The following is a 21,395-nucleotide window of genomic DNA, read 5'->3' on the forward strand; positions in this document are numbered from 1 at the left end:
CCCCGTTACCACCGCCTCGTCACAGCCCGTTCCGGGAGATCACCTCCTGGTACCACCGGGCGCTGGACTTCGGTGTGCGCCGCTGGGTCAGGTAGTCGACGTGGACGATCCCGAACCGCTTCCGGTACCCCTCGGCCCACTCGAAGTTGTCCAGCAACGACCATACGAGATAGCCGCGCAGGTCGACTCCCCGGGCGATGGCCTGGTGCGCGGCGCGCAGGTGGCCGTCGAGGTAGGCGATCCGGTCGGTGTCCGCGACCTGGCCGAGCCCGTCCGAGCCGTCGATGCCCGCCTTGTCCGGGAACGCCCCGCCGTTCTCGGTGATCATCAGCGGCAGCCCGGGGTAGTCCCGGCCGATCCGCTCCAGCAGCCGGGCCAGCCCGGCCGCCTCGATCATCCAGCCCATCTCGGTCAGCGGGCCGGTCGGCGGCAGGAACTCCACCACGCCCTCGGTGCCCGGGTACGCCCCGCCGCCGCCCGCACCGGGGCGGCCGGCGACGTAGGTCGGGGCGTAGTAGTTGATGCCGAGCAGGTCGATCGGCGCGGCGATGGTCTTCTCGTCGCCGTCCCGGATGAAGGTCGGGTCGACCAGCCGGCTGACGTGCTCCAGCACGTCGGGCGGGTAGCCGGCTCCGGTCAGCGGGTCGAGGAAGATCCGGTTGTGCAGGCCGTCGACCAGCCGTACCGCTTCGGCGTCCGCGGCGCTGGCCGGGTCGGCCGGCTGCACGTCCGCCGGGTTGATGGTGATCCCGAGGGTCTCCGCGCCGGCCGCGCGCAGCGCGCGGGCCGCCAGGCCGTGCCCCAGCAGCAGATGGTGTACGGCGGCGAACGCCTTGCCCGGGTCCTGCTCGCCGGGGGCGTGCACCCCGTTGCCGTAGCCGAGGTAGGCCGAGCACCAGGGCTCGTTGAGCGTGGTCCAGGTGCGGATCCGGTCACCGAGCCGGGTGTGCACGGCGACCGCGTAGTCGGCCAGGTGCTCGGCGGTGTCCCGGTTGGCCCAGCCACCCTGGTCCTGCAACGTCTGCGGCAGGTCCCAGTGGTAGAGGGTGACGATCGGGTCGATGCCCCGGGCCAGGAGGGTGTCGGTGAGCCGGTCGTAGAAGTCCAGCCCGCGCGGGTTGACCGGGCCGGTGCCGTCCGGCTGGATCCGGGGCCAGGCCACCGAGAAGCGGTACGCCCTGAGCCCCAGCTCGGCCATCAGCGCCACGTCGTCGGCGTACCGGTGGTAGTGGTCGCAGGCGACGTCGCCGGTGTGCCCCTGGAAGACCTTGCCCGGGGTACGGCTGAAGGTGTCCCAGATCGACGGGCCGCGCCCGTCCTCGTGGACCGCGCCCTCGATCTGGTACGCGGCGGTGGCCGCGCCCCAGACGAAGTTCTCGGGAAAACGGAGCTCGCTCACGCCTTGACCGCACCTTCCATGATGCCGCCGATGATCTGGCGGCCGAACACGACGAAGACCAGCAGGAGGGGCAGGGTGGCGATCGCCGTCCCGGTGAACACCTGCGACATGTCCTGGTAGTACCCGTCGGACAGGGCCCGCAACGACAGCTGCACGGTGGGGTTCTCCGGATCGTTGAGCACCGCGTACGGCCACAGGAAGTCGTTCCAGGTGGTCATGAAGGTGAGCAGGCCGAGCACGGCGGCGGCCGGGCGCAGCGCGGGCAGCACCACGTTCCAGTAGATCCGGGCGGTGTTGCAACCGTCCACCCGGGCGGCCTCGATCAGCTCGTTGCTGACCGCCTGGCCGGCGTACTGGCGCATCATGAACACGCCGAAGCCGGTCACCAGCGCGGGCACGATCACCGCCGGGAGGCGGTCGTTCCAGTTCAGCTTCGTCATCAACATGTACAACGGGATGACGCCGAGCTGGGTGGGCACCATCATCGTCGCGATGATCACCATCAGCAGCGCGTTGCGGCCGCGGAAGCGCAGCTTGGCGAAGGCGAAGCCGGCCAGGGTGGAGAAGAAGACCACCGAGACGGTGACCGAGACCGCGACGATCGTCGAGTTGATCAGGCCGGTGAGGAAGTACGCGTCGGTGTTGGCGAAGAGCCGGGCGATGTTCGCGCCGAGGTTGCCGCCGGGCGTGACCGGGGGTGGCACCTGGCCCATCGCGTCGCTGGTGCGGCTGGCCACCACGAACATCCAGTAGATCGGGAAGATCGACAGGACGGCGGTGAGGGCCAGTGCCGCGTAGGTGAGCCGGCCGGCCGACCAGAGTCGGGTCATCGGGATCCCTCCTTGCGCCCGCCGCCGCCGAGGCGGCGCAGCACCAGCACGTTGATGGCCGCGACGATCGCGATCAGGGCGAAGAGCAGCCAGGCGACGGCGGAGCCGTAGCCGAAGTTGTAGTGCGGCGCGAAGGCGTTCTCGAACATGTACATGGTCACGGTCTGCGACTCGCGCAGCGGGCCGCCACGGATGGCGTTGGTGCCGGAGTGGAAGAGGCGGGGCTCGGTGAAGAGCTGGAGCCCGCCGATGGTGGAGATGATGACGGCGAAGATGATCGTCGGCTTGAGCAGCGGCACCGTGATCGACCAGAACTGCCGGGCCCGGCTGGCCCCGTCGATCGACGCGGACTCGTAGAGGTCGCGCGGGATGGCCTGCATCGCGGCCAGGAAGATCAGGGCGTTGTAGCCGGTCCACCGCCAGTCGACCATGGTCGAGATGGCCACCCAGGAGGCGATCCGGTTCGACTTCCAGCTGATCGCGTCGATCCCGACCAGGTCGAGCATCCAGTTGATCATGCCGAACTCGCGGCCGAAGAGGACGCCGAAGACGATCGCCACCGCGGCGGTGGAGGTGACGTTCGGGACCAGCACCGCCATCCGCCAGCCGGTACGCGCCCGCAGTTGCCGGTTGAGCAGGTTGGCCAGCCAGAGCGCGAGGAGCAGCTGCGGCACCGTCGAGAGGACGAAGATGCCGAGGGTGTTGACCACCGAGTGCCAGAAGTCGGGGTCGGCCATCAGCTGGCTGTAGTTCTGCGCCCCGATGAAGGTGGGGTTGGCGCCGAGCAGGTCCCAGTCGTGCAGCGAGACCCAGAAGGTGTAGACCAGCGGGTAGACGCCGAAGACGGCGAAGAGCAGGAAGAACGGGGCGATGTAGAGGTATGGCGAGAACCGGGTGTCGAACCGGGTGAGCCGGCTGCCCCGGGGCGAGCGGGCGTGGCGCGGCGCCGGTACGACCGGCGGCCGGGCGTCGAGCTGGACGGCCATGCCGTGAGACTCCTTCTTCCGCCGTACGGGCGGGTCCGGTAGCACCCCGGGCCCGCCCGTACGTTCGACTCGGACTACTTGGCGGCGGCCTTCTTGGCGTTGTTCACGGCGTCGGTCCAGCCCTGCTCGGGGTTGCGCTGGCCCAGCTCCACCGTGCGGACGGCGTTCTCCACCTCGGTGCGCACGGCCTGGTTCTTCGGGCCCATGTAGACCGGCTTCAGGCTCTTGGCGCCCTCGGCGAAGATCTTTCCGACCGGGGCGCCGGAGAAGTACGCGTTCGTCGAGTCGACGATCGCCGGGTCCTGCAGCCCCTGCGGCGAGGACGGCAGCGCGCCCTTGGACTTGAACGCGCCGATCTGGCCCTTGGCGCTGGTCAGGAACTTGGCCAGCTCGATCGCCTCGGCCTGGTGCTTGCTCTGCTTCGGCACGGCGAGGAAGGAGCCGCCCCAGTTGCCGCCGTCGCCGGGGATGTCGGCGACGTCCCACTTGCCCTTGGCAGCCTCGCCGGCGTTGCCCTCGATGACGCCGGTCATCCAGGCGGGGCAGGCGATGGTGGCGAACTTCGACTGCTTGAAGGCGGAGACCCACTCCTCCGACCAGGAGCCGTACTTGCCGGAGAGGCCGGAGTCGATGATGTCCATCGTGGTGTCGTACGCCTGCTTCACGGCCGGGTTGCTGTCGACGACCAGGTTGTCGCTGGTGTCGTAGTAGCTGTAACCGGTGGAGTTGCCGGCGGTCTGGAGCAGGACGGTGTTGAAGGTGTTGGTCGCGCCGTCGAGGAACGAGGCGCCGGTGTTCTTCGCCTTGAACTGCTCGCCGACCTTGATGTAGTCCTGCCACGTCGGCCAGAGCTTGGAGACCTCGTCCCGCTCGGTGGGCAGGCCGGCCTTGGCGAAGAGGTCCTTGCGGTAGCACATCGCGATGCCGCCGACGTCGGTGCCGAGACCGATCAGCTGCTTGCCGTCGGCGGTGAGCCCCTGGTTCCACTTCCACTCCAGGAAGTTGCCCTTGAGCTCGGCCCCGCCGTGGTCGAGCAGGTTGACGAAGTTCTGCGGGTTGGCCTTGTACTCGACCAGCAGCCCTTCCTCGATGGCGACCACGTCGCCCGCGCCCTTGCCGGCGGCGAGCCACTGGGTCAGCTTCGGCGAGTACTCGTCCAGGTTGCTGCCGGTGCCCCGCTCGACGATCTTCACGTCGGGGTGGCTGGCCATGTACTCCTTGTAGAGCTCCTCGTAGCCGAACTGGCCGAAGACGTCCACGGTCAGCGTGATCGGCCCGTCCTCGGCCGCCTCGTCACCGCCGCACGCGGTGGTGCCGAGCAGCGCGGTGGTGGCGACGAGGGCAACGGCCGCCAGGCGGCGGCGCGAAAAGGTACCCATCTTCCTCGGATTCCTCTCAGGTCATCAGGTGGTGGTGCGAATGAACCTGCTGGTGAGCGAGCCGCAGCCATCTCCCGAGGTGGATCCGAGGGGCTGAGAGAGCGCTCTCACGTCAGCCTGCCGAGTGCCCTCACGTTCTGTCAAGAGAGCGCTCTCTCGTGAATCCGAGCCGTGACCTTCGCTGCCGTGGAACGACGAGAGCGGCCGGGCCCGGGGAGGGGACGGCCGCTCTCGGAAATCCGTCGGATCAGCCGGTGCGCAGACCCTCCAGCAGGGTGCGGTCGCCGGTGACCCCGAGGGTGTCGAAGCTGACCCGGCCCCAGAGGGCGAGCAGCAGGTCGCTGGCGGTCCCGGTGACCTGGGCGCGGGCGTGGTGGTCCTCGTGGCCGAAGACGGTGGCGGTGTCGAGCAGGGCCACCCCGTCACCGCGCAGCCGCAGGTACCACTCCTGGGCGACGTCCGTCGCGGTCAGCTGCACCACCCCGTGCCACTGCCCCGGCGTCGCCCGGCGGCCGGCGGGCAGCCAGGTGTCCAGCACCTCGCCGACACCGTCGGCAGCGAGCTTCGCCTCGATCGGTCCCCCCGCGGCGATGGCGAGCTGGGCGTCCCAGCGGTGCACCGCCGTCTCGTGGGCCATCCGGCGCAGCCAGAAGGCGGCCTTCTTCGGCTGCGGCGCCCAGTTCCACGCCGGGGCCTCCGGGTCGAGGCCGTCGAAGAGGGTCATGAGCTGGTCGTACCCGTGCTGCCAGAGCTGTAGCGGGGTCACCCCGGTGGGGAGTTCGGCGTCGTCGCGCCGGGCCGGCTGGCCGGCCTCGCCGGAGCCGGCGAAGGAGTGCACCCAGTGGTAGATGCTGGCGAGGTGCAGCGTGAGGTCGGCGACCGTCCAGCCCGGACAGGAGAGCACCGGGGTCTCGGGCGGGGCCTCGGCGACGGCCGAGGCGAACGCCGGGCCGTCGGCCCGCAGCGCGCCGATCCAGAAGTCCTTCGTGCCGTGCAGTCTGCTCATCCCAATCCTCCCCGGGGGTGACCGGGCCACCAGTGGGTGCCGCGGCTGCCTCTCAGCCTAGGGTGAAAGGCGTGTCTGACGTCTACGCCGAACCGACGACCGGAGCCGGTCCCGCTGCCCCGTCCGCCCTGGCGCGATACACCACGCTCCGCCTCGGCGGCCCCGCCGGCCGGCTGGAGACCGCCGGCAGCGCCGAGGAAATCGTACAAAAGGTGCAGGAGGCGCAGCGGCGGGACGATCAGGTCCTCATTCTCGCGGGCGGCAGCAACGTCGTGGTGGGCGACGCCGGCTTCCCCGGCACGGTCGTCCTGGTGCGCTCGCGAGGGCTGCGGGTGGTCGCCGAGGACGCCGACACCGTCACCGTACGGGTCGAGGCCGGTGAGCCCTGGGACGACCTGGTCGCCACCACCGTGGCCAACGGCTGGTCCGGGCTGGAGTGCCTCTCCGGCATCCCCGGCTCGGCCGGCGCCACCCCGATCCAGAACGTCGGGGCGTACGGGCAGGAGGTCGCCGAGATCATCACCGGTGTCGAGGTGTACGACCGCCGGGACGGCCGCGTCGACCGGATCGACGCCGCGGACTGCGGCTTCGCGTACCGGTCCAGCATCTTCAAGTACAGCGACCGCTGGGCGGTGCTCACCGTCGACTTCCGGCTGCGCCGCTCGCCCCTCTCCGGTCCGGTGCGCTACGCCGAGCTGGCCCGGGCGCTCGCCGTCGAGGTCGGCGACCGGGTGCCGCTGGCCGACGCGCGGGCGACCGTGCTGCGGCTGCGCGCCGGCAAGGGCATGGTGCTCGACGCGGCCGACCCCGACACCTGGTCGGTCGGCTCGTTCTTCACCAACCCGGTGCTCGACCGGGAGGCGTACGAGCTGCTGCGCGAGCGCGCCGCCGAGCTGGGCGAGCCGCCCTCCTGGCCCTGCCCGGGCGACATGGTCAAGGTCAGTGCCGCCTGGCTGATCGACAAGGCCGGCTTCGGCAAGGGCCACCCCGGCCCCGAGGGCACCGCGATCTCGTCCAAGCACACCCTCGCCCTCACCAACCACTCCGGCACCGCCAGCACCGCCGCCCTGGTCGCGCTGGCCCGCGAGATCCGCGACGGCGTCCACGAACGCTTCGGCGTCCCCCTCCACCCCGAACCCGTCCTCGTCAACTGCCAGATCTGACCCGGCCCCCCGCCCCGGCCCCGGCCCCCCGACTCCGGCCCTCCCGGCCGGCCCGGCTTCGGTCAGGTGATCAAGAAGTCTGCGTCAGAATCCGGCCCTCGGGCCGCCGACGCAAACCTCTTGATCACCGCCGACAGGGGGGTCAGCGGGGGGAGACGGCGGGCCAGGGGAGGGTGAGGTGGCCGTGGCGCCAGTGGTGGGGGCGGCCGATGACCGGCCAGCCCGCCGCCCGCACCGCGCTCACCGCCCGTAGCCAGCGCTGGCGCGGGCCGAAGGGGGCGTAGCCGGCCGCCGAGCGCCAGGCGTCGTCGAGGGCGCGGAGCAGGTCGTGGATCCGCTCACCGGGGACGTTGCGGTGGATCAGGGCCTTGGGCAGGCGCTCGGCGAGTTCGGCCGGGCTCTGCAGGGTGGTGAGCTTCGCGGCCAGGGTGAGCGTCCGAGGGCCCTCGGCGTCCACCCGCACCCAGCCGCCGAGCCGGCCCAGCTCGTCGCAGGTCCCCTCCACCAGCACCCCGCCAGGAGCCAGCCGGTCGGTGACCGTACGCCAGGCGTCGGCGACCTCGCTCTCGTCGTACTGGCGCAGCACGTTGAACGCCCGGACCAGGGAGGGACGCAACCCGCCCAGCTCGAAGCCGCCCCGGGCGAAGGTCAGCCACGGCGGGTCGGCCGCGGGCGCGGCGGCGGCGACGCGTACCGGATCGATCTCCAGCCCGACCACCCGCACGTCGGGGCGGACCCCGGCGGCCAGCCGGGCGCGCAGCTCCACCGCGGTGACCGGCGTGGATCCGTAGCCGAGGTCGACCACCAGCGGGTCGCCGGCCGCGCGGAGCAGGTCGCCGCAGTTCTCGACGATCCAGTTGTCCACCCGCCGGAGCCGGTTCGGGTTGGTCGTCCCCCGGGTGACGACGCCGAGCGGCCGGGCCGGCGCCGCCCCCGTTCCGGGCCGTCGGCCCGGGCTCACCGGGTCCGTCCCCCGGGCTCGCACTCCCGGCTCACCCCTCGCGCGTCACCGGCCGACCCGGTGCACCTTGTGCTGGGCGGCCTGGGCCAGCGGGCGGACGACGAGGCGGTCCACGTTGACGTGGTGCGGCCGGGTGGCGCACCAGGCGATGCAGTCGGCGACGTCGTCGGCGACCAGCGGCTCGGCGACCCCCGCGTACGTCGCGGCGGCCTTGTCGGCGTCGCCGTCGAAGCGGACCAGGCCGAACTCGTCCGTCTTCACCATGCCGGGGTCGATCTCGATCACCCGGACCGGCCGACCGCAGAGCTCCAGCCGGAGCGTCCCCGCCACGGCGGTCTGCGCGTGCTTCGCCGCGGTGTAGCCACCCCCGCCCTCGTAGACGGTGAAGCCGGCGGTGGAGGAGACGATGACGATGGTGCCGGCGCCGGACGCCTCCAACGCCGGCAGCAGGGCCTGGGTGACCCGGAGCGTGCCGAGCACGTTCACGTCGTACATCCACTGCCAGTCGCCCACCGAGCCGGACTCCACCGGGTCCAGCCCGCGCGCGCCGCCGGCGTTGTTGACCAGCAGGGTGACCGGACCGGGCGCGGCGGCCGCCGCGGCTGCCAGCCCGGCGACCGATTCGTCGGAGGTGACGTCGCAGGCCACGGCGGTGGCCGTGCCCCCGGCCGCCTCGATCTCGGCGACCAACCCGGCCAGCCGGTCGGTACGCCGCGCGGCGGCCAGCACGTGGAAGCCCTCGGCGGCCAGCCGGCGGGCGGTGGCCGCACCGATCCCGCTGGACGCCCCGGTGACGATCGCGACTGAGGTCATCCGGCCATTGTCACCCGCCCGTCGTGGGCGGCGGCGGGGGCCCGTCGATGAGGTCCGTCACCCCCGGCCCCCGCGAAAGAGCATGTCCATTGCGCAATCGGGAAGATGACATCCGGCGTGGAGGTTGACCGAGAAGCGCCGGTCGTGCGGGACGGCATCAACCGTGACAGAGGGAGCGGACGTGGCGGAGTTGCACACCGGTGTCGGTCGTCAGCGCGGTGCCCTGCCGTGGCCCCGTCCCCGCCGGATCGCCACGGTCTCCGTGCACACCTCCCCGCTGCACCAGCCGGGCACCGGTGACGCCGGTGGGATGAACGTCTACATCCTGGAGGTGGCCCGGCGGCTCGCCGAGGCGGACGTCGAGGTGGAGATTTTCACCCGCGCCACCTCCGGTGACCTCCCCCCGGTGGTCGAGATGGCCCCCGGCGTGCACGTCCGGCACGTCACCGCCGGTCCGTTGGAGGGGCTGACCAAGGAGGAGTTGCCCGGCCAGCTCTGCGCCTTCACCGCCGGGGTGCTGCGCGCCGAGGCGGCCCGCGCCCCCGGCCACTACGACCTGATCCACTCGCACTACTGGCTCTCCGGCCAGGTCGGCTGGCTGGCCAAGGAGCGCTGGGGAGTGCCGCTGGTGCACACCGCGCACACCCTCGCCAAGGTCAAGAACGCCCAGCTCGCCGCCGGTGACCGGCCGGAGCCGAAGGCCCGGGTGATCGGTGAGGAGCAGGTGGTGGCCGAGGCCGACCGGCTGGTCGCCAACACCCGCGTCGAGGCCCACGACCTGATCGGCCGGTACGACGCCGACCCGGCCCGGGTCGCCGTGGTCGAGCCCGGTGTCGACCTGGACCGGTTCCGGCCGGCCCTCGGTGACCGGGACGCCACCACCGTCGCGGCCCGCCGCCGGCTGGGGCTGCCCACCCAGGGGTACGTGGTGGCCTTCGTCGGCCGGATCCAGCCGCTCAAGGCCCCCGACGTGCTGATCCGGGCGGTCGCCGCGCTGCGCCGCCGTGATCCCGCGCTCGCCGACGAGCTGACCGTGGTGATCTGCGGCGGGCCGAGCGGCAGCGGACTGGAGCGCCCCACCGCGCTGATCGAGCTGGCCGCCTCGCTCGGCATCGCCGACCGGGTGCGGTTCCTGCCCCCGCAGACCGGTGCGGACCTGCCCGACCTGTACCGCGCCGCCGACCTGGTCGCGGTGCCGTCGTACAACGAGTCGTTCGGGCTGGTCGCCCTGGAGGCGCAGGCCTGCGGTACGCCGGTGGTGGCCGCGGCCGTGGGTGGTCTGGTCACCGCCGTCCGGGACGGGGTCAGCGGGGTGCTGGTCGACGGGCACGACCCGGTCGAGTGGGCCCGTACCCTCGCCCACCTGCTGCCCGACCGTGCGCGGCGGGCCCGGCTGGCGGTGGGCGCGGCCCGGCACGCGCGGAATTTCTCCTGGCAGCGGACCGTCTCCGGGCTGCTCGGCGTCTACGGGGAGGCGATCGCGGAGCACCGGGAGCGGCTGTCGGTCCAGCTCGCCGGGGACGCGGCCATGTCCTGTTCGTGGTGACCCGGGCCACCCGTCGCCGTCCGGTGCGGGTGCCGGGCCGGCCGTAGAGTGGGTGCGATGAGCGCGAAGAGCGAGCTGGCCGCCCTGATCGAGTCGGTCTGCGCCGAGCGGGAGCTGGCGTGGGAGTCGACCGGTGAGCACTCGTACGCGGTGACCCTGCCGGGCACGCACAAGCTCAAGACGGTCTGCAACCTGATCGTCGGCGAGCACGCGCTGCGGATCGAGGCGTTCGTGATGCGCCAGCCCGACGAGCGCCGCGAGGAGCTCTGGGCCTGGCTGCTGCAACGCAACGCCCGGATGTACGGGGTCTCGTTCTCGATCGACGCGGTGGGCGACGTCTACCTGACCGGGCGGGTCAACCCGGCCGGCGTCGACGCCGACGAGCTGGACCGGCTGCTCGGCGCGGTGCTGACCTACTCCGACGAGTCCTTCGACACGATGCTGGAGATCGGCTTCGGCAGCTCGATCCGGCGGGAGTGGGAGTGGCGGGTCAAGCGGGGCGAGTCGACCGCGAACCTCGCCGCCTTCGCCCACCTCTTCGAACCGTCCTCCGGAGGTTCGGACCGGTCCTGACGGGTATGCCGCACCGCTGCGGTGCGGCGTTGTGGGACCCGCCGCAGGCCGAGGACGGACTGTCGAGGAGCGTGCCATGGCTCAGCGGAACAGCTCAGGTCGCGGCGCAACGGCGACCGGGACGAAACGTCAGGCGGGCAACCGGACCCCGAACACGCCCGGGATCTCCGAGTCGGAGATCTCCCGGATGAAGGTGGACGACATCCGTGGGCAACTGCGGCGGCGCGGTGTCCCGGGCATCTCCGCGTTGCGCAAGCCCGATCTGGTGAAGACGCTGGCGCGGACCCTGCGGGCGGAGGGCGGCGGGGCGGCCCGGCGCGGCACCGGCCCGGCCGGTCGCGCGCCGGCGAAGAAGGCTCCGGCGAAGAGGGCCGCCGCGAATAAGGCCACGGCGACGAGGACGACGGGCGCCCGGAAGGCGGCCCGGGCGAAGGCCGCGCCGGCTCCCGCCCGCAAGGCGGCGGCCCCCCGGAAGACCACCACGGCGGCGGCTCGGCGGTCGACGGCCACCCGGGCGGCGACCGGGGCGAAGGCCGCGCCGGCGAAGGCGGCGAAGTCGGCCACGACCCGGGCGAAGGCGACCACGACGCGCGCGAAGTCGACCACGACCCGGGCGAAGGCGGCCCCGGCCCGGGCGAAGGCGGCTCCGGCGGCGGGTGCGCGCACCGGCCGGTCCACCGCCCGCTCGGTACGCTCGTCGCAGCTGATCAGCTCGCCGGCGGACCGTCCGGAGCGTCCCGGCCGCAGCCTCGTCACCACCAGTCACGACGTGATCCGGAACTGGGCGCGGGCCCGGGGCGCCAGGCCGGCCACGATCGCGGGCACCGAGCGCGAGGGCCGGCCGGGGGTGCTCACCTTCGAGATCCCGGGCTACCGGGAGAGCAGCCGGGTGCAGGTGATCACCTGGGACGACTGGTTCCGGACATTCGACGCACGGCGGCTGAACCTGATCTATCAGGAGCAACTGCGTGACGGGCGGCAGAGCAACTTCTTCCGGACGGAGTCACCTGATCGGGAGGACGCCTGAGGGTTTACGGGAATGGTCGCCGGGAACGCCGTGTTGACCACCTCCGAGGCCCGGAGCACGGTCGCCAGATCTCCGACACCGTCGCTGTGACGGGCGAGACAGCGATCCAGGTTGAATCCGGAAACTGGGCGAACTAACTTTATTGCACCGCGCCACGCTCGGAACCGTTCGGGGGAGCGGCGGATCGATCAGATCCGTGCACCGAGCGAGGCGCCGAACGGGTGGAGCACATCGTTGGGGGACGGTGCCACCCGTGGAACCGGCGGCGCGAGCGGGCGACGCTTACGGGGGTGAGTGTCGCCCGCCGCCGCCGGGCAAGCGGTGCGAGCGCCCGTTCCGACTCCGGTCGGGGCGGGCGCTTCGCCGTTGCCCCGCCGTCCGGCCCGAAGATGCCGCCCTCAGCCCACCGGCGTCCGTTCGGGGGCGGCCCGGTGGGCGGCGCGGGCCGCGACCCGGCGCTCCCGGGACGGCCCGGCGAGCAGGTGACCGGCGGTGGCGAGCAGACCCAGCGCCCCCACCAGCAGCCAGTGCCGCTCCCCGAGGTGTTCCAGGCTCACCCCGCCGAGCGTCGGCGCGACGAAGGACGCCGCCGGGAAGGTCAGGTAGAACACCGACTGGTAACGGGCTCGTAGCTCAGGCGGGGCCAGGTCGGCGTTGATCTGCGCGTTGGGCGGCGCGGCGAGCATCGAGCCGACCGTCCAGACCACGGCGGCGAGCAGGTAGACCGGCAGCAGGTCGGCGACAGCCAGGGCCCCGAAGCCGAGCGCCAGCAGGCCGGTGGAGACCGCCAGCACGTAGTGCCCGCGGTGCCGGTCGATCAACCGGGGCACGAAGAGTTGTCCCACCACGATCAGCGCACCGCCCAGCGCCACCACCGTCCCGTACGCCGACGGGCCCAGGCCGTCCGCCCGCATCGCCAGCGGCATGATCGTCGACGCCTGCATGGTCAGCACGGCCAGCACGAACGTCAGCCCCACGAACACCAGGAACGTGCGGTCGGTCAGCGCGGTGGCCAGACCCGGCCGCCGTCCGGCCACCAGGTCCGTGCCGCCGGCCGGCGACCGCCCGGACGGGGCCGCGCGGGGGCCGGTGGCGCGGGGCAGGGTCTCCGGGACCTTCCAGGCGATGAGTACGGCGGCGGCCAGGGTCGCGGCGGCGTCGACCAGGAAGAGCGCGATGAAGCTCGCCTCGGCCAGCAGGCCCGCGAGCAGCGAGGCCACCGCCATGCCGAGGTTGAACGCCCAGAACTGGAGGTTGAACGCGCGGGAGCGGCGGTGCTCGGGCACCACGTCCACGATCGCCGCCACGAACGCCGGGCTCGGCATCGAGTGCGCGATCCCGACCAGCGCGGCGAGGACGGCGATCAGCGCCAGGTGGGTGCTGAACGCCAGTGCCAGCATCAGCCCGGCCGCGACGAGGTGGGCGGCGAGCAGGGTGGCCCGCCGTCCCCAGCGGTCCGCCAGCACTCCGGCGAGCAGGACGCCGACCGCCCCGCCCGCCCCGTACGCCCCGACCACCGCGCCGGCGAGGGACTCGCTGGCGCCGCGCGCCTCGGTCAGCCAGAGCGGCAGGAAGAGCACCGCGAAGGCGCCGGCCCGGTTCACCAGCAGGCCGGTCCAGAGGTACCAGAAGACGGCGGGGAGCCCGCCGGCCGTGTCGTCCCACCAGCGCCGCAGGCCGCGCACCCGTCCTCCAGGCAAGTTTGTTGACAGTTGCGCCCCCGACCGTAGGGAGGCCCGTGGCCGTACGCCACCGTGTTCCCGGTCACCGTCCGGCCGGTGCCCCGGGTGCGTGGCCGGGGGCGGGGAGGCTGTCCGCGTACTCAGGAAGGAGCCGGCGCGGTCGCCGCGGCCTCGGCCGCCTGCGGAGCCGGCGGTCGCACGGCGGTGACCGGCGTGACCGGCTCCACCGGCGGGCGGAGCCGGGCGGCGCGCCGCTCCCGGGCCGGACCGGAGACCAGGTGGGCGACCGCCATGAGCCCGCCGATCGCCGCGCAGCCGGCCCAGAGCGCGGCGTTGCCGGCGTGCTCGCGGACCAGACCGCCGGCCACCGGCGCCACCGCGCCGGCCACCTGCCAGGAGAGCGAGAAGACGCCCTGGTAGCGGCCGCGCAGCTCGGCGGGGGAGAGTTCGGCGATCAGGGTGGCGTTGGACGGCGAGTTGAGCATCTCGCCGAGGGTCCAGATCAGCACGGTGAGCCCGTAGAACCAGGCCGCCTCGGCGAACGCGGTGAGGCCGAAGCCGACGCCCATCACCAGCGAGGCCAGGGCGAGCACGTGCGACCGGCTCCGCCCCTTGATCAGCCGGGGCACGAAGAGCTGCCCGACCACGATCAGGACGCCGTTGAGCGCGATCACCGAGCCGTAGGTGGCGGGACTCAGGCCGGAGTCGCCCATCGCGATCGGCAGCATCGAGATGTGCTGGAGGAAGACCAGCGCGCCGAACAGGTTGAGCGCCACGAAGCCCAGGTAGACCCGGTCGGTGAGGATGGTCCGCAGCGCCCCGGCGGGGGCCGGGCCGCCCTTGGTCGCGGCGGGGGTGGTCACCCGGCGGGTCTCGCCGACCCGGGCGAAGATGATCAGCGCGGTGACCAGGGTGGTGACCGCGTCGACCACGAAGAGCAGCAGGTAGCTGGACTGCGCGGCGAGCCCGGCGAGGACGGCGGCGCAGGCGAAGCCGAGGTTGATCGCCCAGTAGTTCAGGGAGAAGGCGCGCAGCCGGTCGGACTCCGGCACCACGTCGACCATCATGGCCCCGAACGCCGGTCGGGCCGCCTCGGCGAACATGCCGAGCAGCAGCGCCCCCACGGCCACCGCCCACAGTGGCCGGGCCAGGCCGAGGGCCAGCATCATGGTGGCCGCGCCGAGGTGCGCGGTGAGCAGGGTGGGGCGACGTCCCCACCGGTCGGCGAGGGTGCCTCCGACGGTGGTGCCGACCGCGCCGCCGACACCCCAGAGCCCCAGCACCAGGCCGGCCTGGGCGGCCGAGAAGCCGCGCTCCTGGGTGAGGTAGATGGCGAGGAAGACCAGGACGAAGGAGCCGAGCCGGTTGATCAGGGTGCCGGTCCAGAGGTACCAGAAGGTCCTCGGCAGCCCGCCCGTCGTGTCCCGGAACCAGCTCGTCATCGTCCGCACGCCCGCGCCCCCGCTCAGGTAATGACCGTCTTCTGTTCAGCGCCTTACAACCTAGTGTCCGGCCGAATCACCGGTCACCGGTTTTTCCACGTGGTGGTCGTCACGACCACTGACCGCGTGTCCTCCGGTGGCGTGCGGCAGGATGATCGGCATGACTGCGAGCGAAGGGCCCACCGTCGGGACGCTGGTCCTGCTGCGGCACGGCGAGAGCGACTGGAACGCCAAGAACCTCTTCACCGGCTGGGTCGACGTCGACCTGACCGAGAAGGGCGAGAAGGAGGCGCGACGCGGCGGCGAGCTGCTGCGCGAGCACAGCCTGCTGCCGGACGTGGTGCACACCAGCGTGATGCGGCGCGCGATCCGCACCGCCGAGCTGGCGCTGAACGCCGCCGACCGGCACTGGATCGCGGTGCGCCGGTCGTGGCGGCTCAACGAGCGGCACTACGGCGCCCTGCAGGGCAAGAACAAGAAGCAGACCCTGGAGGAGTACGGCGAGGAGCAGTTCATGCTCTGGCGCCGGTCGTACGACACGCCGCCGCCGCCGATCGCCGACGACGACGAGTTCTCGCAGGTCGGCGACGCGCGGTACGCGCTGCTGCCGACCGAGCTGATGCCGCGTACCGAGTGCCTCAAGGACGTCGTCGAGCGGATGCTGCCGTACTGGTACGACTCGATCGTGCCGGACATCCTGGCCGGTCGCACCGTGCTGGTCGCCGCGCACGGCAACTCGCTGCGCGCCCTGGTCAAGCACCTCGACCAGATCAGCGACGAGGCGATCGCCAAGCTGAACATCCCGACCGGCATCCCGCTGCGCTACGACCTCGACCCGAACCTGCGTCCGCAGGTGCTGGGCGGGACGTACCTCGACCCGGAGGCGGCCAAGGCCGCCGCTGCCGCGGTCGCCAACCAGGGCCGCTGACGAGACGACGAGGGGCCCCCGGGGAGTTCCGGGGGCCCCTCGTCGTGTCCACGGTCAGTTCGGCGAGGGCGAACTCTCCCCGGTGATCAGGTAGACCACCTGCTCGCCGGCGTTCACCGCGTGGTCGGCGAAGCGCTCGTAGAAGCGGCCGAGCAGGGTGGCGTCGATCGCCGTCTCCACCCCGTACGGCCAGTCCTCGCCGAGCAGGATGCCGAAGAGACTCTTGTGCAGGTCGTCCATGGCGTCGTCGTCGCGGTCCAGTTCGGCGGCGAGGTCCGCGTCGGGGCTGGCCAGCACCTTGGCGATCTTCTCGGCCATCCGGTCGGCGATGGCGGCCATGTCGGTGAAGACCGGCCGCAGCTCGGCCGGCACGGCGGGCGAGGGGTGCCGGCGCAGCGCCGTCTTCGCCACGTGGTCGGCCAGGTCGCCCATCCGCTCCAGGTCGGCCGCGACGTGCAGCGCGGTGATCATCGCGCGCAGGTCGGAGGCGACCGGCGCCTGCCGGGCGAGCAGGTCGCAGACCCGCTCCTCGACCTGCCGGTAGAGGTCGTCGATCTCGGCGTCCCGGGCGATCACGGCCTCCGACGCCTCGCGGTCGGCCTTGAGCAGGCCGCGGGTGGCCCGGTGCATGGCGGCGCGCACCCCCTCCGCCATGTCCACCAGCAGTTGGCTGACCGTCTGCAGGTCGGCCCGGAACTCGTCGCGCATCGTCACTTCCTGGGGTTCGGTGGTCGCCGGGGGTCCGGCGGGTCCGGTCGGCGGTGCGCGGCCCACCGTAGGCCGGGGGAACGGACCCGAGGTGAACTCCGGTGAACGACGCGGGACCCGAAAGTGAACTTCTGCGGAAGTGAGGGTGGTTCGTCCTGATCTGGGCGTTCCTCAGGTTAACAATGACCCTACGATCGCCAGGTGGATTGGGTGGTGGCCGCCGTCGTGGCCATGGCACTGGTGACCGGCCTGGTCGCCGGACTGCTACTGTCCCGGCCCCTCGGGTCGTGGCGACGCCGCACGGCGTCGTCGGGGAGCCACGGCTCCCGATGGAGCATGGGGAGGCTCGCGATTCCCGACGACCAGCACGGCGGGCTCTCCGGGCTCGGCCGCAAGACGATCGACTCGCTCCGCGCCGGAGTGGTCGTGCTCGACCCGGACGACGTGCCGGTCCTGGTCAACCCGGCAGCCCGGGCGATGGGGCTGCTGCGCACCGGCGGCACGCCCGGCTCCATCGCCGCCCACCCGTTGATCCGTACCCTGGCCGGGCAGGTGCGTCGCACCGGCGTGCGGCGCGAGATCGAGCTTGACCTGCCACGCGGCCGCGACAACGCCGGGGAGAACCCGCTCGGCGTGCACCTGCGGGCGATGGGCCTCGGCGCCGGCTTCATCTCCGTCGAGGCCGTCGACGTCACCGAGTCGCACCGGCTCGCCCGGGTACGCCGCGACTTCGTGGCCAACGTCAGCCACGAGCTGAAGACGCCCATCGGGGCGCTGCAACTGCTCGCCGAGGCGCTGCTGGACGCCACCGAGCCGGCCTCCGCCACCGCACCCGACCTCTCCGAGGACCTGGTCGCCGCCCGCCGCTTCGCCGAGCGGATCCAGCACGAGTCGACCCGGCTGGGCCGGCTGGTGCAGGAGCTGTTGGAGCTGACCCGGCTCCAGGGGGCCGAACCGCAGCCGGCGCCCGAGCCGGTCTCCGTGGACTGGCTCCTCGCCGAGGTGCTCGACCGGACCAGGACCACGGCCGCCGCCCGGGGCATCCAGGTGGTGACCGAGGGCGAGAAGGGGCTGACCGCGTACGGCAGCGACAGCCAGCTCGCCACCGCCGTGGCCAACCTCGTGGAGAACGCCGTCAACTACTCGGGCGAGGGCACCGTCGTCCGGGTCGCCACCCACGCCGACGACGACCACGTCGAGATCGCCGTCACCGACCAGGGCATCGGCATCGCCCCGAACGACGTGGACCGGATCTTCGAGCGGTTTTACCGCGCCGACCAGGCCCGCTCCCGCTCCACCGGTGGCACCGGCCTGGGCCTGGCCATCGTCAAGCACATCGCCAGCAACCACGGCGGACGGGTGGAGGTGTCGAGCACCCTGGGCGGGGGCTCGACGTTCACCCTCCGGCTACCCGCGAGCCCCCCGGACGACCTGGAGACGATACTGCCGTCGGCTGGGATCGAGGCCGGCCCGGCCGAGCTCCGGCAGGTCTGACCAAGGAAAGGAAGCACCCCGTTGAGCCGCGTACTGGTGGTCGAGGACGAGGAGTCGTTCTCCGACGCCCTGTCGTACATGCTTCGCAAGGAGGGCTTCGAGGTGTCGGTCGCCGCGACCGGTCCCTCCGCCCTCACCGAGTTCGACCGGACCGGCGCGGACATCGTCCTGCTCGACCTGATGCTGCCGGAGATGTCCGGCACCGAGGTCTGTCGGCAGCTGCGGCAGCGCTCGCACGTGCCGATCATCATGGTCACCGCCCGGGACAGCGAGATCGACAAGGTGGTCGGCCTGGAGATCGGCGCCGACGACTACGTCACCAAGCCGTACTCGCCGCGTGAGCTGGTCGCCCGCATCCGGGCCGTGCTGCGCCGGCAGAGCCCCGAGGTCGCCGAGTCCGGCGCGCCGACGCTGGCCGCCGGCCCGGTCCGGATGGACATCGAGCGGCACGTGGTCACCGTCGACGGCGCCCCCGTCCAGCTCCCGCTCAAGGAGTTCGAGCTGCTGGAGCTGCTGCTGCGCAACGCCGGCCGGGTGCTGACCCGGGGCCAGCTCATCGACCGGGTCTGGGGCGCCGACTACGTCGGCGACACCAAGACGCTGGACGTGCACGTGAAGCGGCTGCGCTCCAAGATCGAGCCGGAGCCGTCCGCGCCGCGGTTCATCGTCACCGTGCGCGGGCTGGGCTACAAGTTCGAGCCGTAGGCCGCCCGCCGGCCGACCCGGTCAGCCCTCGCTGGCCGGGTGCGGGGCGACCTGGCCCTGGCGCAGCCGCGCGCTGCACACCTCGGCGAGCTTCGCGTACGCGGGCGCGCCGATCAGGGCGGTCAGCTCCGGGCCGTACGAGACGTACATCGGGTCCGTGCCGACGTGCGCGTCGGTGGACGAGGTGCACCACCAGTCCAGGTCGTGCCCGCCCGCGCCCCAGCCCCGCCGGTCGAACTCCGACAGGCTGGACACCAGCACCTTGGTGTTGTCCGGCCGCTTGTGCCACTCCTGGTCCCGGCGGATCGGCAGCTGCCAGCAGACGTCCGGCTTGTACTCCAGCGGGTGCACCCCGTCGCGCAGCGCCTGGGCGTGCAGCGCGCAGCCGCCCCCGGCGGGGAAGTCGGCGTCGTTGAGGAACACGCACGGCGCGTCGACGGCACGGGTGGCGGTACGCCGGGCCGGGTTCTCGCCGTCGATCGTGTCGCTCTCGGTCCAGTTCTTGAACCCCTTGCGGAAGTGCTGCCAGGTGGCCGGGGTGAGCCGCTTGACCGCCGCACGGACCCGCTTCTCGTCGTCCGAGTCGGTGAAGAACGCCCCGTGCGAGCAGCAGCCGTCGGCGGCCCGGCCGGCCACGATGCCGTGACAGCCCCGGCCGAAGACGCACGTCCAGCGGGACAGCAGCCAGGTCAGGTCGGCGCGGACGATGTGCGTGGCGTCGGCCGGGTCGACGAACTCGATCCACTCGCGCGGGAAGTCCAGGCCGACCTCGCGGCTGCGTGGGTCGTCCGGGTCGTCCACCAGCACGTGCAGTTCCACCTGGCTCGTCACCCGGACCAGCCTACGCGGGGTGACGCGGCCCGGCCGGCGAGCCGGCCGAACGTGTTGGTCCTAGGCTCGACGGCATGCGACTGGGTGTCCTCGACGTCGGCTCCAACACGGTGCACCTGCTGGTGGTCGACGCCCACCACGGCGCGCACCCCTGGCCGGCGCACTCCGAGAAGGTGGTGCTCCGGCTGGCCGAGCAGATCGGCCCGGACGGCGCGCTGACCGAGGAGGGCGCCGACGGCCTGGTCAAGGCGGTCGGCATGGCGCGTACCGCCGCGGCCGGGCTGGACGCCGACGACCTGCTGGCCTTCGCGACCAGCGCGGTCCGCGACGCCACCAACGCCGCCGAGGTGCTGGCCCGGGTCCGCGACACCACCGGCGTACGCCTGGAGGTGCTCTCCGGGGCGGACGAGGCGCGGATGACCTTCCTCGCGGTGCGGCGGTGGTTCGGCTGGTCGGCCGGGCGGCTGCTGGCGATGGACATCGGCGGTGGCTCGCTGGAGTTGGCCGCCGGCATCGACGAGGATCCGGACGTGGCGATCTCGCTGCCGCTGGGCGCCGGGCGGCTGAGCCGGGAGCGGCTGCGGGTCGACCCGTCGGGTCTGACGCCGCCGTCGGCGGAGGCCGTGGAGGAACTGCGGGAGTACGTCGACGAGCTGCTCGACCCGGTGGTGGAGAAGCTGACCGAGGTGGGCTGGGAGCGGCCGGTCGCCACCTCGAAGACCTTCCGGATGCTGGCCCGGCTCGCCGGGGCGGCCCCGTCCGGCGCGGGGCTCTGGGCCCGGCGCAGCCTCACCCGGACGGGGCTGCGCCAGGTGCTCGGCTTCATCCGGCACATCCCGCCGGCCCAACTCCCCGAGCTGGAGGGGGTCAGTGCGCAGCGGGCGCACCAACTGCTCGCCGGGGCGGTGGTGGCGGAAGCGGTGATGCGCCGGCTCGACGTGGCCTCGGTGGACATCTGCCCGTGGGCGCTGCGGGAGGGCGTGATCCTGCGCCGGTTGGATCAGCTGGAGCCGATGTGACGCTCGGCAACCGAACTGGGCGGTTTGCGGTTGCTCGTCCTGAAGCGGTGCGGTGGGCAGGGCTACCCTGATGGGTGTGACTTCCCGCGTCCCCGTGCTCCTCTCCAGTTCCTCGGTCTTCCCTGAGCGGACCGCGGCGGCCTTCCAGATGGCCGCCGCGCTCGGCTACGACGGCGTCGAGGTGATGGTCTGGACCGACGCCGTCAGCCAGGACGCCGGCGCGCTGCGCGGTCTGGCCGGGCACTACGGCGTGCCGGTGCTCTCGGTGCACGCGCCCTGCCTGCTGGTCACCCAGCGGGTCTGGAGCCCCGACCCGTGGGAGCGGCTGCGCCGGTCGGCGGAGCTGGCCGAGACGCTGGGGGCGCCGACCGTGGTGGTCCACCCGCCGTTCACCTGGCAGCGCGACTACGCCCGCACCTTCGCCGACGGGCTGGACAGGATCGCCCGTCAGCATCCCGACCTGCGCTTCCCGGTGGAGAACATGTACCCGGTGCGGATGGCCGGCCGGCAGTTCGTCCCGTACGTCCCGGGCTGGGACCCCACCGAGGCCGGGTACGCCTCCTACACCCTCGACCTGTCGCACTGCGCCGCGTCGCACACCGACTCGCTGGAGATGGCCGACCGGATGGGCGCCGGCCTGGCGCACGTGCACCTGGGCGACGGCACCGGTGAGGGACGCGACGAGCACCTGGTGCCCGGTCGGGGCAATCAGCCCTGCGCCGAGCTGCTGCGCTCGCTGGCCGGCCGGGGCTTCACCGGCTCGGTGGCCGTCGAGGTCACCACCCGTGGCGCGAAGAGCCGCCAGGTCCGCGAGGCAGACCTGCGCGAGGCCCTCGAATTCGCCCGCGCCAACCTCACCGCCCCCTCCCCGGTAACCCCCTGACCCCGACCCCCCGACCCCCT

Annotated in this window: 20 protein-coding genes; 9 read left to right on the plus strand and 11 right to left on the minus strand. The window is 72.7% G+C overall.

Translation table 11 applies throughout. The annotated features are described in order from the left end of the window. Window positions 1-19: 19 nt before the first annotated feature. The 5 genes from ACPFP2_RS26710 to ACPFP2_RS26730 form a co-directional block, all read right to left on the minus strand. Entirely contained in the window at window positions 20-1,399 is a 1,380-nt protein-coding gene (locus ACPFP2_RS26710) for a GH1 family beta-glucosidase (RefSeq protein WP_424092526.1), read from the minus strand. Then, window positions 1,396-2,229: a carbohydrate ABC transporter permease gene (locus tag ACPFP2_RS26715; RefSeq protein ID WP_424092528.1), complete on the minus strand. Its 834-nt coding sequence runs from the start codon at window positions 2,227-2,229 to the stop codon at window positions 1,396-1,398. The genes ACPFP2_RS26710 and ACPFP2_RS26715 overlap by 4 nt, the downstream gene beginning before the upstream one ends. Further along, the gene (locus tag ACPFP2_RS26720; protein WP_424092530.1) at window positions 2,226-3,215 is read right to left on the minus strand and encodes a carbohydrate ABC transporter permease; all 990 of its coding nucleotides are present in this window, start codon (window positions 3,213-3,215) and stop codon (window positions 2,226-2,228) included. Before ACPFP2_RS26720 ends, ACPFP2_RS26715 begins: the two co-directional genes overlap by 4 nt. 74 nt (window positions 3,216-3,289) lie before the next feature. Next, entirely contained in the window at window positions 3,290-4,594 is a 1,305-nt protein-coding gene (locus ACPFP2_RS26725) for an ABC transporter substrate-binding protein (protein ID WP_424092531.1), read from the minus strand. A gap of 247 nt (window positions 4,595-4,841) precedes the next feature. After that, window positions 4,842-5,600 carry a maleylpyruvate isomerase family mycothiol-dependent enzyme gene (locus ACPFP2_RS26730; protein ID WP_424092533.1) on the minus strand — a complete coding sequence of 253 codons (759 nt, stop codon included), beginning with the start codon at window positions 5,598-5,600 and terminating at the stop codon, window positions 4,842-4,844. 71 nt (window positions 5,601-5,671) lie between these two features. Here ACPFP2_RS26730 and ACPFP2_RS26735 point away from each other — a divergent pair, with 71 nt between their 5' ends. Next, entirely contained in the window at window positions 5,672-6,763 is a 1,092-nt protein-coding gene (locus ACPFP2_RS26735) for a UDP-N-acetylmuramate dehydrogenase (RefSeq protein ID WP_424092535.1), read from the plus strand. A gap of 142 nt (window positions 6,764-6,905) precedes the next feature. On the opposite strand, the gene ACPFP2_RS26740 is transcribed toward ACPFP2_RS26735, so the two are convergent. Both ACPFP2_RS26740 and ACPFP2_RS26745 read right to left on the minus strand, forming a co-directional pair. Further along, on the minus strand, window positions 6,906-7,724 hold the full coding sequence (locus tag ACPFP2_RS26740) for a class I SAM-dependent methyltransferase (protein WP_424092537.1): 819 nt from the start codon (window positions 7,722-7,724) through the stop codon (window positions 6,906-6,908). Between the two features lie 45 nt (window positions 7,725-7,769). Beyond that, window positions 7,770-8,537, minus strand: a complete 768-nt coding sequence (locus tag ACPFP2_RS26745) for an SDR family NAD(P)-dependent oxidoreductase (protein WP_424092539.1) — start codon at window positions 8,535-8,537, stop codon at window positions 7,770-7,772. 181 nt (window positions 8,538-8,718) lie between these two features. On the opposite strand from ACPFP2_RS26745, the gene mshA reads away from it, so the two are divergent. From mshA to ACPFP2_RS26760, 3 genes are all read left to right on the plus strand, one after another. After that, window positions 8,719-10,083 carry a D-inositol-3-phosphate glycosyltransferase gene (gene mshA, locus ACPFP2_RS26750; RefSeq protein WP_424092540.1) on the plus strand — a complete coding sequence of 455 codons (1,365 nt, stop codon included), beginning with the start codon at window positions 8,719-8,721 and terminating at the stop codon, window positions 10,081-10,083. A 57-nt stretch (window positions 10,084-10,140) separates the two neighbouring features. Further along, window positions 10,141-10,656, plus strand: a complete 516-nt coding sequence (locus ACPFP2_RS26755) for a YbjN domain-containing protein (protein WP_424092542.1) — start codon at window positions 10,141-10,143, stop codon at window positions 10,654-10,656. Window positions 10,657-10,843: 187 nt separating this feature from the next. Next, window positions 10,844-11,683: a hypothetical protein gene (locus ACPFP2_RS26760; RefSeq protein ID WP_424092562.1), complete on the plus strand. Its 840-nt coding sequence runs from the start codon at window positions 10,844-10,846 to the stop codon at window positions 11,681-11,683. Between the two features lie 398 nt (window positions 11,684-12,081). Here ACPFP2_RS26760 and ACPFP2_RS26765 read toward each other — a convergent pair whose 3' ends face one another. Both ACPFP2_RS26765 and ACPFP2_RS26770 read right to left on the minus strand, forming a co-directional pair. Beyond that, window positions 12,082-13,368 (minus strand): MFS transporter, encoded by a 1,287-nt coding sequence (locus ACPFP2_RS26765; RefSeq protein ID WP_424092544.1) that lies wholly within the window; start codon window positions 13,366-13,368, stop codon window positions 12,082-12,084. Between the two features lie 137 nt (window positions 13,369-13,505). Next, window positions 13,506-14,816 (minus strand): MDR family MFS transporter, encoded by a 1,311-nt coding sequence (locus tag ACPFP2_RS26770; RefSeq protein ID WP_424092546.1) that lies wholly within the window; start codon window positions 14,814-14,816, stop codon window positions 13,506-13,508. A 151-nt stretch (window positions 14,817-14,967) separates the two neighbouring features. Here ACPFP2_RS26770 and ACPFP2_RS26775 point away from each other — a divergent pair, with 151 nt between their 5' ends. Then, on the plus strand, window positions 14,968-15,735 hold the full coding sequence (locus ACPFP2_RS26775; RefSeq protein ID WP_424092548.1) for a phosphoglyceromutase: 768 nt from the start codon (window positions 14,968-14,970) through the stop codon (window positions 15,733-15,735). Between the two features lie 54 nt (window positions 15,736-15,789). Here ACPFP2_RS26775 and phoU read toward each other — a convergent pair whose 3' ends face one another. Further along, window positions 15,790-16,443 carry a phosphate signaling complex protein PhoU gene (gene phoU, locus ACPFP2_RS26780; protein ID WP_424092549.1) on the minus strand — a complete coding sequence of 218 codons (654 nt, stop codon included), beginning with the start codon at window positions 16,441-16,443 and terminating at the stop codon, window positions 15,790-15,792. Between the two features lie 201 nt (window positions 16,444-16,644). Here phoU and ACPFP2_RS26785 point away from each other — a divergent pair, with 201 nt between their 5' ends. Both ACPFP2_RS26785 and ACPFP2_RS26790 read left to right on the plus strand, forming a co-directional pair. Continuing rightward, entirely contained in the window at window positions 16,645-17,937 is a 1,293-nt protein-coding gene (locus ACPFP2_RS26785; protein WP_424092551.1) for a sensor histidine kinase, read from the plus strand. Between the two features lie 21 nt (window positions 17,938-17,958). Further along, window positions 17,959-18,642, plus strand: coding sequence for a response regulator transcription factor (locus tag ACPFP2_RS26790; RefSeq protein WP_088976257.1), 684 nt, complete (start codon window positions 17,959-17,961; stop codon window positions 18,640-18,642). A gap of 21 nt (window positions 18,643-18,663) precedes the next feature. Here the strand turns inward: ACPFP2_RS26790 and ACPFP2_RS26795 are convergent, their stop codons facing one another. Beyond that, window positions 18,664-19,473, minus strand: a complete 810-nt coding sequence (locus tag ACPFP2_RS26795; protein WP_424092554.1) for a hypothetical protein — start codon at window positions 19,471-19,473, stop codon at window positions 18,664-18,666. A 74-nt stretch (window positions 19,474-19,547) separates the two neighbouring features. Between ACPFP2_RS26795 and ACPFP2_RS26800 the strand changes: the two genes are divergently transcribed. After that, a complete protein-coding gene (locus ACPFP2_RS26800; protein ID WP_424092555.1) occupies window positions 19,548-20,492 on the plus strand; it encodes a Ppx/GppA phosphatase family protein in 945 nt (314 codons plus the stop codon). A gap of 76 nt (window positions 20,493-20,568) precedes the next feature. Then, complete coding sequence (locus tag ACPFP2_RS26805) at window positions 20,569-21,375, plus strand: sugar phosphate isomerase/epimerase family protein (protein ID WP_424092557.1); 807 nt, start codon at window positions 20,569-20,571, stop codon at window positions 21,373-21,375. Window positions 21,376-21,395: the final 20 nt, after the last annotated feature.

It is taken from the genome of Micromonospora citrea, assembly GCF_049629545.1.
Lineage (GTDB): Bacteria > Actinomycetota > Actinomycetes > Mycobacteriales > Micromonosporaceae > Micromonospora > Micromonospora citrea_A.